The organism is Pseudomonas sp. S12(2018) (genome assembly GCF_024355235.1).
Lineage (GTDB): Bacteria > Pseudomonadota > Gammaproteobacteria > Pseudomonadales > Pseudomonadaceae > Aquipseudomonas > Aquipseudomonas palmensis.
Genome location: NZ_QLAD01000004.1, coordinates 1 through 14,500, shown reverse-complemented (window position 1 = coordinate 14,500; position 14,500 = coordinate 1). Strand labels below are relative to the sequence as shown.

The window sequence follows — 14,500 nt, the reverse complement described above, 5'->3', positions numbered from 1 at the left end:
GCCCCTGGATTTACCACATTGCAGAATGAATTCTCTATTGAGGAATGAAGTGGCCACATGATACCTTTCGCACAAACGATTATGATTATCATTTGGAGCGTATCTTGAAGGCCTATTCACCCCTTGAACTCACCTGCGGTTTCAGCGTGCTGACCCTGGCGACCGTGCTCGGCATGGCGCCTGCGATGGCCGATGATGCCGTTGCTGCCCCGGGCAAAGGCGCAGTCACCTTCGAACCGATCATGATCACCGGGGAAAAGCTCGAGCGTGACCTGAAGAACACCGCCTCCTCGGTGTCGGTCAAGACTGCCCGCGACATCGAGCGCCAGAACACCGGCAACGCCAGCGTGCATGAAGTGCTCAACGACGTGCCCAACGTGATCTACACCGACTCGGTAGGCGCGCCGATCATCCGCGGCCAGGACACCCAGGGCCCGAACAACGGGCAGAACCAGTTCTGGGGCGGCACCGTGCCACGGGCCACCATCAACCTGGACGGCCACTACCTGAACTACAACGAGATGTTCTTCGGCGCCACCTCGGTGTGGGACGTGGACAACATCGAGGTGTTCCGCGGCCCGCAGACCACCTCGCAAGGCGCCAACGCCATCGCCGGCGCGATCATCGTCAACACCAAGGACCCGACCTTCACCCCCGAGGCCGCCTACCAGGCCGAGATCGGCAACTACAACGCCAAGCGCACCTCCATCGCGCTGTCCGGGCCGCTGATGGGCACCGACCTGGCCGGGCGCCTGGCAGTGGACTACTCGGCGCGCGATACCTTCATCGACTACACCAACCCCAACTTCCAGAAGGGCAAGACCGACCACGACTTCAGCGCGCTCACCACCCGCGCCAAGCTGCTATGGCTGCCCACCGACATCCAGGGGCTGGAGGCCAAGTTCACCTTCTCGCACAACGAGAGCAACCGCCCCACCCAGGAAGCCGCCTCGGCGCCGTACCACAAGCTCGATCACACCACCACGACCATGCCCAGCTGGGAGCAGAGCACCAACACCAGCGTGCTGGACGTGAGCTACGACTTCGACAACGGCCTCAAGCTGATCAACCAGGCGCAGTATTCGTTGTCCAGCGTGCAGCGCTACACCGGCATCCCGGGGCAGGGCGACGCCGACATCAAGCAGAAGAACCTGTCCAACGAAACCCGCCTGGTGTTCGGTGACCAGCACAGCGTGCTCAGCGGCGCCACCGGCCTCTACGTGGCGCGCACCAGGACCGACGAAACCCTCAACCTGGCCGGGCTGTCGGCGTTCGACGACACCAAGGAAAACCTCGGCCTCTTCGGCGAGCTGAACTACCGCCTGAGCGACCTGTGGACCCTGAGCACGGGCCTGCGCTTCCAGCAGGACCGTATCGAGCGCGACGGCAACTCGGTGCTGGCGCCCACTGCGCTGGACTACCAGAAGACCTTCACCGCCGTGCTGCCCAAGGTATCGCTGGCCTACGCCGCGACCCCGCACTGGACCGTGGGCGCGATGGTCAGCCGCGGCTACAACCCGGGCGGTGTCTCGCTCAACCTGTCGACGCGCCAGTGGCAGTATTTCAAGGAAGAGTCGGTGTGGAACTACGAGCTGTTCACCCGCGCCAGCCTGCTCGATGACCGCCTGCGCCTGAGCGGCAACCTGTTCTACATGGACATGAAGGATTCGCAGTACAACATTCCGGTGGTGATCTCCACCGGGATCAGCCAGTCCTACACCATCAATGCCGAGAAGGCCCACGCCTACGGCATGGAACTGAGCGCCGACTACCAACTGCTCGACAGCCTGACCCTCAAGGCCAGCGCCGGCACCCTGCGCACGCGTATCGACCGCATCACCAGCAACGACAGCTACCAGGCCAACGAGTTTGCCAAGTCGCCCGGCTACACCCTGAGCTTCGGGCCCAGCTGGGACGTGACCGACAAGCTCAACCTGTCGGCCCAGGTGCGGCATATCGACGGCTACTACTCCGACACGGCCAACAACTCGTCGTATTCGGTCGACTCCTACACCCTGACCGATGCCCGCGCCAGCTACCAGTTCACCCCGGCGGTGGAACTGTACGGCTACGTCAAGAACGTGTTCGACGACCGCTCGGCCACCTACCTGCAGCAGAACCGCGGCATCGGCGGCACCGAGGCGAGCATGACCACGCCACGCATGTTCGGCGTGGGCGTCAAGGGCTCGTTCTGAATCAACCCACTGTCAACGGCGGCCCTGGGGCCGCCGTACTCGATCACTTGCACCCGGAGCTTTGATGACCTCGCCCAAGCGACTCCATATCGGCCTTTCACTGGCCCCCACCTGGCTCAGCGGCGACGCCTGGCGGCGCGCTGACAGCAACGTCGAGGGCCTGTTCACCAGCGCCTTCGCCATCGATCTGGCGCAGCGCGCCGAAGCGGCGCACCTGGACTTCGTGTTCCGCCCCGACGTCAGTTGCCTGCCGGTGGAAATGCTCGAAAGCGGCCCTGGTTTCACCAGCCTCGACCCCACCATCCTGCTGGCCGCCGTGGCCCAGCAGACCTCGCACATCGGCCTGGTGTCGACGGTGTCGACCACCTTCTATCCGCCGTATGTGGTGGCGCGCCAGCTGCAATCGCTGAACTGGATCAGCAACGGGCGCGTGGGCTGGAACATCGTCACCGCCTTGCAGGGGCACGAGAACTTCGGCCTTGAGCAGATGCCCGACGCCGACGAGCGCTATGCGCGGGCGGCCGAGTTCACCGAGCTGGTGCACCAGCTGTGGGGCAGCTTCCCGTTCGAGGCGCTGACCATCGACCGTGCCAATGGCTGCTATGCCGACACCACCCAGGTGCGCCCGGTCAACCATGAGGGCACCTACCTCAAGGTCAAGGGCCCGCTGAACCTGCCAGCCTTCCCCGGCACGCGCATTCCGCTGATCCAGGCCGGTGCCTCGGAGTCGGGGCGGGATTTCGCCGCCTCGGTGGCCGACCTGGTGTTCGCACCCACGCCCGACAAGGAAGCGGCGCTTGAACTGCGCCGTGACCTGGGCCGGCGCGCCGAACGCCACGGCCGCTCGGCGCAGGCGATCCGCCTGCTGCCGGGCCTGAGCCTGTACCTGGCCGACACCCGCGAGCAGGCCCGGGCGGTGTTCATGCAGACCCACGGGCGCATGAACCGCGCGCGCAAGCTGGCCTCGATCAAGGAAATGACCGGGCTGGACCTGGCCGACTGGCCCCTCGACCGCCCGGTGACCCGCGCCGACCTGCCGGTGGTTGCGCCGGACGCCTCCAGCCGTACCCACAGCAGCCTGCTGCGCCGGCTGATCGAGCGCGAGTCGCTGAGCATCGACCAACTGCTGCTGCGCCCCGAGGTGATCTCGGCGGCGCACTGGCAGGTGGTCGGCACCGTCGACGATGCCTTCGAGCAGATCGCGGACTGGGCTGCCAGTGGCGCCATCGATGGCTTCATAGCCGCGCCCGGTGGCTCGGTCGAGTCGCTGAACCTGTTTCTCGACCAGTTGATGCCACGCCTGGTGCAGGCCGGCCTGTTCCGCGAGGGCTACAGCGGCTCGACCTTCGCCCACCACCTTGACGAGCAGGGCTAGACGATGAAAAAGATTGTGGTGGCCGTGCTGGCCATCGTCGCTGTGGCCAGCGCCGCCCTGTGGCTGGCCCGGCAGCCCGCCGAGCTTGCGGACGAGGCGCCGACGGCGTCGGCGCAGGCCTCGCCCAAGCGCATCGTGTCCACCTCGCCGAGCGTGACCGGCATCCTGCTGGCCATGGACGCGCCGCTGGTGGCCAGTGCCGCGACCACGCCCAGCCGCATCTCCGATGCCAAGGGCTTCTTCACCCAGTGGGCCGAGGTGGCCGACCAGCGCGGCGTGCAGGTGCTGTACAAGAACCTGGTGTTCGACCTCGAAGCGGTGGTCGGGCAGGCACCCGACCTGCTGGTGGTGTCGGCCACCGGGGCCGACAGTGTGCTGCCCCACCAGGCCGAGCTGCAGGCCCAGGGCATCGACACGGTGGTGGTCAACTACGCCAACCACAGCTGGCAGGAGCTGGCGCGCCAACTGGGGCAGGCCAGCGGCCTGCAGGCCCAGGCCGAGGCGGCCATCGAGCGCTTCGACGCCTACGCCGCGCAGGTTGCAGCGCGCATCACGCCACCTGCCGGCGCGGTCAGCGTGGTGGGTTACAACCTGGGTGGCAGCTATTCGGTAGCGCGCCTGGACAGCCCCCATGCGCAGCTGCTGGCAGCTCTCGGGTTCGCGGTGGCCGGCTTGCCGCAAGGGTTGCAAGGGCAGGTCAAGCGCAGCTCCGACGTGGACTTCATCTCCCGTGAAAACCTCTCGGCGGCCATCACCGGCGACACGGTGTTCCTGCTGGGCGGCAGCGACGCCGACGTGCAGGCGTTTCTCGCCGACCCGGTGCTGGCCAACCTGCCGGCGGTGGTGCACAAGCGGGTGTATGCACTGGGCCCCAGTTCGTTTCGCATCGACTACTACTCCGGGCGCGAGATGATCGACGCCGTGGCGCGGGCGTACCGCTGAGCCATGGTGCGATCAAGACGTTGTCAGGGCCTGCTGCTGGGGCTGCTGTTGCTGGTTGTGGCGGTGCTGGCGAGCCTGGTGGTGGGGTCGCGCAGCATCGGCGTGGCCCAGGTGTTCGAGGCGCTGTCGGCCTACGACCGGCTCGACGACCAGCACCTGATCGTGCGCGAACTGCGTGTGCCACGCACGCTGGTGGCGATACTGGCCGGGCTGGCGCTGGGCCTGGCCGGTGCGATCATGCAGGCGGTGACCCGCAATCCGCTGGCCGAACCGGGCCTGCTGGGCATCAACGCCGGGGCCGGGGTAGGGGTGATCGTCGGTGTGGCCGTGCTGGGCCTGAGCAGCATGAGCGGCTACGTGTGGTGCGCCTTCGTCGGCGCCGGGCTGGCCGGGGTGGCCGTGTTCATGCTGAGCCGTGCCCAGGAGACCGGCACCAACCCGGTGCGCCTGGTGCTGGCCGGCGCCGGTCTGTCGGTGATGCTGGCCTCGGTCACCGGCATCATCATCCTCAATGCGCCGGCGCAGGTGTTCGACCAGTTTCGCCACTGGGCATCGGGCTCGCTGGAAAAGAGCGGCTTCGAGGCGGTGGGGGTGCTGGCGATGGCCGTGATGCCGGGCGCTGTCACGGTGCTGGCGCTGGCCGGCAGCCTCAATGCCATGGCCCTGGGCAAGGACCTGGGCCTGGCGCTGGGGGTGAACGTGCGCCTCACCTGGCTGCTGGCCTGCCTGGCAGTGATGCTGCTGGCCGGCGCTGCCACCGCCGCTGCCGGGCCGATCGGCTTTGTGGGGCTGGTGGCGCCGCACCTTGCGCGCCTGCTGGTGGGCCCGGACTACCGCTGGATCCTGCCGTACTCGGCACTGTTTGCCGGCGTGCTGCTGCTGGGGGCCGATGTGCTGGGCCGGGTCGTGGCGGCGCCGGCGGAAGTGGCGGCGGGTATCGTCGCGCTGCTGATCGGCGGGCCGTTCTTTATCGCGCTGGTGCGCACATTCCGGTTGAGCAAGCTATGAACACTACCGCTACACGGGTCGTCCGCCTGGCCGCCCTGTCGTTTCGCTGGCAGCCCCGGGGGGTGCTGGTGTGTGCCGTGCTGGTGCTGCTGGCCCTGGGGCTGGGGGTGCTGCTGCTGGGCATCGGCACCTTGCCGTTGACGCCGGGCCAGGTGCTGGCCAGCCTGCTGGGGGCAGGGCCGAGCCCGACCACCGAGCGCATCGTGCTGCGCGTGCGCCTGCCCCGGGTGCTCACCGCGTTGTGCGTGGGCGCTGCATTGGGCATGGCCGGCTCGATCTTCCAGTCCATCTCGCGCAACGCGCTGGGCTCGCCCGACATCATCGGCTTCACCACCGGGGCGGCGAGCGGGGCGATCGTGCAGATCATCCTGTTCGATGCCGGCCCGCTGGGGGCGTCGCTGGCGGCGGTGATCGCCGGTGTGGGCACCGCTGCGCTGGTATTCGTGCTGTCGATGAAGGGCCGCACCACCGGCGGCTACCGCCTGGTGCTGGTGGGCATCGGCGTGGGCGCGATGCTCTCGGGGCTCAACACCGTGCTGCTGGTGATGGGCAACCTCGACCAGGCCATGTCGGCGCAGATCTGGCTGGCCGGCTCGCTCAACACCCGCACCTGGTCGCATGTGCTGCCGGCGGCGCTGGGCCTGCTGCTGGTGGTGCCGGTGGCGGTGTACCACGCACGGCGCCTGAACATCCTCGAACTGGGTGACGACAGCGCCGCCCAGCTGGGTGTGGCGGTGGAGCGTACCCGCTTGCTGATGGTGATGGCGGCGGTGGGCCTGACCGCGATCGCCACCGCGGCGGCCGGCCCGATCAGTTTCATCGCCCTGGCCGCGCCGCAGCTGGCACGGCGCCTGACCACCTCGGCGCAGGTGCCGCTGGTGAGCGCAGCGCTGATGGGGGCGGTACTGCTGTTGGCCGCCGACCTGCTCAGCCAGCGTTTTGTGGCCAACCTCAACCTGCCCATCGGCCTGACCACCGGCCTGCTGGGCGGGGTGTACCTGCTGTGGCTGCTGGCGCGCAATCGGCGCGCCTGAAAGGAGGACGACACGTCGCGATTCATCACCTTTACGTAAACGTAACCTTGTGCCACTCTGCCGATCAGGTTGTCGGCGCCTGCGGGTGACGGCCCTGCAAATCTCAAGCACACTCCCTTGAGTTACATTGCCTTAAGTGCACAACGTTCGACGGGCGCTGGAGTAAGCGATGGCACGCACCATTCTAATAAAAAACGCCGCTGACCCTTTGCAGGAGTCACGCCAGGCACGCATGAAACTGGTCCATGACGGGGAGTTGCCGCTGGGCATGTTGCGCGACGAGATCGATGCCTCGTGGCGGCGCAGCCTCGGCCATGGCCTGAGTTGCCTCGAAGGCGAGCGGCACGAGCTGGCCGCCCCGCAGCGCGGTGAACTCAAGCGCCTGCTGGAAAGCAACCGGCTGCTGATCGACGCCGCCACGCCGGAGCTGGAGTACCTGGTGTCGCGCCAGGGCAAGGGCGGCATCATCATCCTCGGCGACGCCCAGGCCAACGTGCTGGCCATCGAGGGCAACACCGAGCCACTGCGCCAGACCGGGTTGCGCGACCTGCACCCGGGCAGTTGCTGGAGCGAGTCGGTGCGCGGCACCAATGCCATCGGCACCGCCGTGGTGGAAGGGCGCCCCACGCTGATCAACTGCGGCGAACACTACCTGGACCGCCTGAGCCCGTTCTCCTGCACCTCGGTACCGCTGCGCGACCCGCGCGGCGAGATCATCGGGGTGCTCGACCTCACCCGCGAAGGCGTCATGGCCCAGCCCCAGGACAATCTCTCGACGCTGCTGCTGGCGGCCGGCAACATCGAAAGCCGCATGTTCGGCCTGTGCTACCCCGAGCAACTGGTGGTGGCCTTCCACAACCGCCCGCAGTACCTGGGCAGCGCCTGGCACGGCCTGCTTGCCCTGAGCCTGGACGGCGAGGTGCTGGCCGCCAACGACCAGGCCTGCGCCTTGCTGCAGGTATCGCGCGCCGCCCTGGTGGGGCGCAGCTGCAGCGACCTGATCGGCGAACGCTCCAGCGCCTTCATCAGCCGGGTATGGCAGGGCGGCATCAGCAGCGTGCAGACCGCCAAGGGCGAGTTCTATTTCCGTTCCCAGCACCTGCCGCGCCAGCCCGTGATTGCCGCGACACCTGCACCCGCTGCCCCGGTGGCCGCGCAGAAGAGCGTCGACCTCGAGGCCCTGGCCGGGCGCGACAGCAGCCTTGCGCGCACCTTGCGCATGGCCCTGCAGGGCCTGAAGAACGAACTGCCGGTGCTGCTGCTGGGCGAAACCGGCACCGGCAAGGAAGTGGTGGCGCGCGCCCTGCACCAGGCCAGCCCGCGTGCCGGCAAGCCGTTCGTGGCGGTCAACTGTGCGGCCATACCCGAGGGGCTGATCGAGTCCGAACTGTTCGGCTACCGCGAAGGGGCCTTCACCGGCTCGCGCCGTGGCGGCATGGTCGGGCGCCTGATGCAGGCCCACGGCGGCACCCTGTTTCTCGACGAGGTGGGTGACATGCCGCTGGCCCTGCAGGCACGCCTGCTGCGGGTATTGCAGGAGCGCCGGGTGGCGCCGCTGGGCGCCGGCGAAGAGCAGGACATCGACGTGGCGGTGATCTGCGCCACCCACCGCGACCTCAAGCGCCACGTGCTCGAGCAGCAGTTTCGCGAAGACCTCTACTACCGCATCAACGGCGTGAGCCTGCGCCTGCCGGCACTGCGCGAGCGCGACGACCTGGGCACCCTGATCGACAGCCTGCTGCACAAGTTCGGCGCCCACGGCGTGCGCCTGAGCAAGGAGCTGGCCGCGTTGCTGAACAACTACGACTGGCCCGGCAACATCCGCCAGCTGGAGATGGTGGTGCGCTCGGCGGTGGCCATGCGCGAGCCGGGCGAGCCACTGCTGGGCCTGGAACACCTGACCGACTGCCTGCTTGAAGACCTCAGGGGCAGCACCCAGCAGCCGGGCAGCATCCGCGAAAACGAGGAGGAGCTGATCCGTGGCGCCCTGGCGCGTCATCACGGCAACATCACCGCGGCAGCCGATGCCCTGGGCATCAGCCGCGCCACGCTGTACCGCAAGATCAAGCAGCTGCGCAGTTGAACCGCCTGGGTCGAGTGCTGCTGCGCCTGGTCAATACCGACCCGGTGGGTGGACCTCGGCATTGCAGGCGGCGGGCCAGGTAGTGGTCTCAGCTGTCTCAGAGTTAGACAGTCATCGCGAAATTGCACGTCCGGGCACCGCTTGAATCAATCTTGTTTATCAGGAATGTCTGATAACTAACTGTTAAACAAAGATTTGTTTTTGTTGGCATGCACTCTGCTTGGTGTGAGTCAGATGTGCACTACAGCCCCTCGCCGGGCGCGGACGATTTATAAAAACAATACCGTGGAGGTCCGACCTTGAAGACAACACGACTCCGGCATTCCCTGACTGCCGGCACGCTGGCCATGCTGGCCTGTGCTGTTCTGCCCCCCGCTATGGCCGAAGATGGCAAGGCGATTCTCAATGCCAAGTGCATGGCCTGCCATACCCCTGAGGGCAACGACGCCCTGAGCCGCATCAGCTACCAGCACAAGGGGCAACCATGAATCAACCGAGCTATACCCAGGGGCGTCAGGACAAGGACCTGCTCGCCATGACCATCGGCGCGGCGTTCGACGCCACCGCGGCCAGGTTCGCCGCGCGTGAAGCGCTGGTGGTGCGCCACCAGGGCCTGCGCTACAGCTGGCAGCAACTGGCCGAGGAGGTCGAGCGCCACGCCCGGGCCCTGCTGGCCCTGGGGCTGCAGCGCGGCGATCGCCTGGGCATCTGGGCGCCCAATTGCGCGCAGTGGTGCATCACCCAGTTCGCCAGCGCCAAGGTCGGCGTGATCCTGGTCAACATCAACCCGGCCTATCGCAGCAGCGAGCTGGAATACGCGCTCAAGCAGTCCGGCTGCAACTGGGTGATCTGCGCCGACGCGTTCAAGACCAGCGACTACCACGCGATGCTCCTCGGCCTGGTGCCGGAGCTGGCCAGCGTCGCCCCCGGCAGCCTGAACTGCCAGCGCCTGCCGGCCCTGCGCGGCGTGGTGAGCCTGGCCGAGCAACCACCCCCAGGCTTTCTGCCCTGGGCGGGCCTGCAAGGCATGGCCGAGGCGGTGACCGTGCAGGCCCTGGCCGAGCGCCAGGCCGGCCTGCACTGGCACGACCCCATCAATATCCAGTACACCTCCGGCACCACGGGTTTCCCCAAGGGGGCGACCCTCAGCCACCACAACATCCTCAACAACGGCTACATGGTGGGCGAGAGCCTGGGCCTGAGCGAGCACGACCGGCTGGTGATCCCGGTGCCGCTGTACCACTGCTTCGGCATGGTCATGGGCAACCTGGGCTGCCTGACCCATGGCTCGACCATGATCTACCCCGGGGATGCCTTCGACCCGCTGAGCACCCTGCGCGCCGTTGCCGAGGAGCGCGCCACCGTGCTCTACGGTGTGCCGACCATGTTCATCGCCGAACTGGACCACCCGCAGCGGCATGAATTCGACCTGTCGAGCCTGCGCACCGGGATCATGGCCGGCGCTACCTGCCCGATCGAGGTGATGCGCCGGGTGATCGACGAGATGCACATGAGCGAGGTGCAGATCGCCTATGGCATGACCGAGACCAGCCCGGTGTCGCTGCAGACCGCTGCCGAGGACGACCTGGAGCTGCGCGTCACCTCCGTGGGGCGTACCCAGCCGTGCCTGGAGAGCAAGCTGGTGGACAGCGACGGGCTCACGGTACCCCGCGGGCAGATCGGCGAGCTGTGCACCCGTGGCTACAGTGTCATGCTCGGCTACTGGGAAAACCCCGAGGCCACCACCGCGAGCATCGACCACGAGGGCTGGATGCACACCGGCGACCTGGCGGTGATGGACGAGCAGGGCTATGTGCGCATCGTCGGGCGCAGCAAGGACATGATCATTCGCGGTGGCGAGAACATCTACCCGCGGGAGCTGGAGGAGTTCTTCTTCACCCACCCGGCCATCGCCGACGTGCAAGTGATCGGCATTCCGTGCAGCCGTTATGGCGAGGAGATCGTGGCCTGGGTCAAGTTCCACCCCGGACACAGTGCCAGCGAAGACGAACTGCGCGAATGGGCCAGGGCGCAGATCGCCCACTTCAAGGTGCCGCGGCACTTTCGCCTGGTGGACGAGTTCCCCATGACGGTCACCGGCAAGGTGCAGAAGTTTCGCATGCGCGAGATCAGCATCGAGGAACTGACCCTGGCCAGGCAAGGCCAGCTGGCGGCCAGGGGATAGGCCTGCGCCGCCGGGTGCGGGCGGTCATGCAGGGCGCATGACCGCCCGGGCGGCACTCAGTGCGTGCCGCGCGGCACGGTCTTGAGCAGGTCTTCGGGGCTGATATGACCCACGATGTGCTTCACGCTGCCCGGCTGCGGCAGGTCGAGGATGTGCCCCTTCATCTTGCCGATCACGTGCATCTCGCACGGCTTGCAGTCGAACTTCAGGGTCAGTACCTCGTCACCGTGAATCAGCTGCATGGGCGCTACCTTGGTGCGCACGCCGGTGACGCCCTTGGCCTGTTTGGGGCACAGGTTGAACGAGAAGCGCAGGCAGTGCTTGGTGATCATCACCGGCACTTCGCCGGGCTCTTCGTGGGCCTCGTAGGCCGCATCGATCAGCTTGACCCCGTGGCGGTGGTAGAAGTCGCGGGCCTTCTGGTTGTACACGTTGGCCAGGAACGACAGGTGCGACTCGGGGTATACCGGCGCCGGCACCGTCTCGGCCTTGCGGCTGCCGCGCGGGTGCGCGGCAACGCGGGCGGCGGTGAGGCTCTCGATCACGTCGCGGCGCAGCGCCTTGAGCTGGGAGTTGGGAATGAAGTACGCCTGCGGCGCATCCAGGCGAATGCCGGTGGCGTGGTACTGGGTGGTGCCCAGCTGGCCGAGCAGGTCGTGCAGTTGCTCCAGCGCCTGCTCCGGCTTGTTGGCCGGGCCGAACGGGCCGGGCAGGGTGGCACTGGCGCTGATGCCTTCCTCGCTGGTGGCGGTCAGCTCAAGGCCGTGTTCACGCAACTGCGCGACCCAGCCCAGGCCGATACGGCGTTCGGCCGACGTCTTCTGCAGCGCCTGCTGCCAGTTGTGGTCCAGGTTGCGGCTCAGCGGATGGTTGGGGCGCAGCTGGTGCAGGCCCTTGGGCATCTCGTTGGGCTCTACGCGGTAGCGGTAGCGCTTTTCGCCGTCTTCGTCGAACTCGCCCCTGGCCTCGGCGATGTTGGCACGAAAGCCGACCACCTCACGCTTGACCAGCACGTTGAGGCCGTCGCCGTTGGACAGCGGTGCATGGGTGACCACCTGCAGGTCGCGCTTGCCGACCTTTTCCACCACACCCACCGGCAGGCCGGTGAAGGTGGGCGAATCGAAAGCGCCGATGTCGATCTTGCGCTCGCTCACGAAGTAGTCGGTGCTGCCGCGGTGGAAGGTCTTGTCCGGGTCGGGCACGAAGAAGTGCGCGGTATGGCCGCTGGAGGCGCGGGCCAGGTCGGTGCGGTCTTCGAGCACTTCGTCCAGGCGCTGGCGGTAGTAGGCGGTGATGTTCTTCACGTAGCCCATGTCCTTGTAGCGGCCCTCGATCTTGAACGAACGCACGCCAGCCTCTACCAGGGCGCGGATGTTGGCGCTCTGGTTGTTGTCCTTCATCGACAGCAGGTGCTTCTCGTAGGCGATCACGCCGCCTTTTTCGTCCTTGAGGGTGTAGGGCAGGCGACAGGCCTGGGAACAGTCGCCACGGTTGGCGCTGCGTCCGGTCTGTGCGTGCGAGATATTGCACTGCCCGGAGAACGCCACGCACAGCGCGCCATGAATGAAGAACTCGATGGCCGCGTCGGTTTCGTCGGCGATGGCGCGGATTTCCTGCAGGTTCAGCTCGCGGGCCAGCACCAGCTGCGAGAAGCCGGCCTGGTCGAGGAATTTGGCCCGTGCCAGGGTGCGGATGTCGGTCTGGGTGCTGGCGTGCAGCTCGATGGGCGGAATGTCCAGCTCCATCACCCCCAGGTCCTGCACGATCAGCGCATCGACGCCGGCGTCGTACAGCTGGTGGATCAGCTTGCGCGCCGGCTCCAGCTCGTTGTCGTGCAGGATGGTGTTGATGGTGGTGAACACCCGCGCGTGGTAGCGGTGGGCAAACTCCACCAGCCCGGCGATATCGCTCACCTCGTTGCAGGCATTGTGGCGGGCACCGAAGCTCGGGCCACCCAGGTACACCGCATCGGCGCCATGCAGGATCGCCTCGCGGGCAATCGCCACGTCGCGGGCGGGGCTGAGCAATTCCAGGTGATGCTTGGGTAGGGACATGTCTTTTTAGTCTGCTGGTCACGGTAGCCGCGCATTGTAGCCGCGCAACGCGCTGTCGGCACCTTTGCCGACAGGCGTCATGCAGATTGACCAGCCCCCTTCGCCGGTGAGGCCGGCAAAGGGGCGCCAGGGCAGGGGTCAGAAGCGCCCGTCCAGGCCGATGCGGAACATCTCGTTGCGCTCGTCGGTGGCCAGCGCGGTCTTGTACGAGAAGCCCAGGCGCCAGCTCTGGCTGAGGCTGAAGTCCAGGCCCAGGTCCAGGTCGACGAAGTTGCTGTCCATCGGGTCGGGTGACAGGCGATACAGCACGCCGTCGTTGGTCTGGTCGGTGTAGCGCATGCGGTAGTCGTCGCTGTGGCTGAAGTTGTGGCCCCACGCCAGCCCGACCCGCGGCGTGAGCACGCCGGCGCCGGTCTGGATGTCGTAGCCGCTGCGCACGCCCAGGAACGAGGTGAAGGTCCGCTGGCGCTGTTGTTCGTACGACAGCCCGTAGATACCGCCGCCCCGTTCGCTGAAGTCGTCCAGCTTGGTGAAGCTGGCGTTCAGCCGTGTGTACGGCGCCAGCGACAGGGCGCCTTCGCGGTACTCGTAGCTGGCGGTCAGCGAGGCGAACAGCTGGTCGGCGTCGCGCGAGCCATGGGCATAGCCGTTGGACGGGTCGGCAGTGACGTAGCGGCGCGAGTCGAAGCGGATGCGGTTGTAGCCCAGCAGTGCATCGATGTAGATCTCCGACAGCGGGTTGACGCTCAGGTACGCCGCCAGGCCCAGGGCGTCGGCCTCGCTGCGGGTGTCCTGCTCGCCGATGTCGGCGCGGTCGTTGCCGTAGCCAAAGCCGATGCCCACCACGGCCCTTGGCGACAGGCGATAGTCGACGCCGGCGCTCAGTCCGTAGGTGACGAAGCTGTTGTCCTTGGCGCCGCGTGCGCGGTTGGAACCGGTGTTGATGAAGCCATCGGTCCAGTAGGCCACGGCCTCTTCGACGCACTCGCCGGAGGTGGCGCGGGCGGTGTCGCGCTGTTTGCGACGGGTGTCGTCCGCGTCCTCGTCGTCATTGCCCTTGCCGTTGCCTTCGAGCTCGTCGCGCAGCGCCTTGCCCAGGCTGCCCAGGCCGAGGTTGTCGCGGCCATGTTGAACGTTGGCGTTGAACGCGTTGCGGTCACAGGTAGGGCGGTGCAGTTGCTCCAGGCGCCGGTTGAAGTTGTCCATCTGGGTGCTGGCAAAACGATCCGCTGCGCGCGATTGCGCGTTGAGCAGGCCGATCACTTCGGCGTCCTTGCTGGGGTCGGGACGTGCCTGCACGCTGAAGGTCACGGTGCCGGTCGCGCTGGCACCGCTGGTGCTCTCCAGGCTGAAGGTGACCACTGCTGTGCCGGCAAAGGCAGCGGCAGGCACGAAGCGCAGGTTGAAACCGGACAGGGCGGCACGCGCTGCTCGCGCAGGGGCCACCGATGTCAGGCTGGCATGCCCGGCTGACGCTGGGCTCAACGACAGCACGCGGGCGCGCAGGAACGGCCCTCCGGTGGCCCCACGGGTAAGGTCGACGCTGGCGACAGCACCGGGGCTGAGCGCCTCGCTGGATGACACCACGGTGACCACCTGGGCGGCGATCGCCAGGGTAATGCTG

General features: G+C 67.1%; 9 protein-coding genes and 1 pseudogene. 8 read left to right on the top strand and 2 right to left on the bottom strand.

Translation table 11 applies throughout. The features are described 5' to 3' along the window. Positions 1-104 precede the first annotated feature (104 nt). From DN388_RS10390 to DN388_RS10355, 8 genes and pseudogenes are all read left to right on the top strand, one after another. Entirely contained in the window at positions 105-2,195 is a 2,091-nt protein-coding gene (locus DN388_RS10390) for a TonB-dependent receptor (RefSeq protein WP_254999561.1), read from the top strand. 64 nt (positions 2,196-2,259) lie between these two features. Further along, on the top strand, positions 2,260-3,570 hold the full coding sequence (locus DN388_RS10385; RefSeq protein ID WP_213607423.1) for an NtaA/DmoA family FMN-dependent monooxygenase: 1,311 nt from the start codon (positions 2,260-2,262) through the stop codon (positions 3,568-3,570). Between the two features lie 3 nt (positions 3,571-3,573). Then, positions 3,574-4,512: a Fe2+-enterobactin ABC transporter substrate-binding protein gene (gene fepB / locus DN388_RS10380; RefSeq protein WP_254999556.1), complete on the top strand. Its 939-nt coding sequence runs from the start codon at positions 3,574-3,576 to the stop codon at positions 4,510-4,512. Between the two features lie 3 nt (positions 4,513-4,515). Then, the gene (locus DN388_RS10375) at positions 4,516-5,520 is read left to right on the top strand and encodes an iron ABC transporter permease (protein WP_254999554.1); all 1,005 of its coding nucleotides are present in this window, start codon (positions 4,516-4,518) and stop codon (positions 5,518-5,520) included. Next, positions 5,517-6,554 carry an iron chelate uptake ABC transporter family permease subunit gene (locus DN388_RS10370; protein ID WP_054914476.1) on the top strand — a complete coding sequence of 346 codons (1,038 nt, stop codon included), beginning with the start codon at positions 5,517-5,519 and terminating at the stop codon, positions 6,552-6,554. The genes DN388_RS10375 and DN388_RS10370 overlap by 4 nt, the downstream gene beginning before the upstream one ends. A gap of 169 nt (positions 6,555-6,723) precedes the next feature. After that, positions 6,724-8,637, top strand: coding sequence for a sigma-54-dependent Fis family transcriptional regulator (locus DN388_RS10365; RefSeq protein ID WP_254999550.1), 1,914 nt, complete (start codon positions 6,724-6,726; stop codon positions 8,635-8,637). A gap of 299 nt (positions 8,638-8,936) precedes the next feature. After that, positions 8,937-9,113: pseudogene (locus tag DN388_RS10360) on the top strand (c-type cytochrome); the annotation flags it as partial. An 8-nt stretch (positions 9,114-9,121) separates the two neighbouring features. Continuing rightward, positions 9,122-10,822, top strand: coding sequence for an AMP-binding protein (locus tag DN388_RS10355; protein ID WP_254999548.1), 1,701 nt, complete (start codon positions 9,122-9,124; stop codon positions 10,820-10,822). A 56-nt stretch (positions 10,823-10,878) separates the two neighbouring features. On the opposite strand, the gene DN388_RS10350 is transcribed toward DN388_RS10355, so the two are convergent. Together DN388_RS10350 and DN388_RS10345 are read right to left on the bottom strand one after the other, a co-directional pair. Continuing rightward, positions 10,879-12,876 carry a U32 family peptidase gene (locus DN388_RS10350; protein WP_043861235.1) on the bottom strand — a complete coding sequence of 666 codons (1,998 nt, stop codon included), beginning with the start codon at positions 12,874-12,876 and terminating at the stop codon, positions 10,879-10,881. A gap of 138 nt (positions 12,877-13,014) precedes the next feature. Next, a partial coding sequence (locus tag DN388_RS10345; RefSeq protein WP_254999540.1) for an autotransporter outer membrane beta-barrel domain-containing protein occupies positions 13,015-14,500 on the bottom strand: 1,486 nt, incomplete at its 5' end.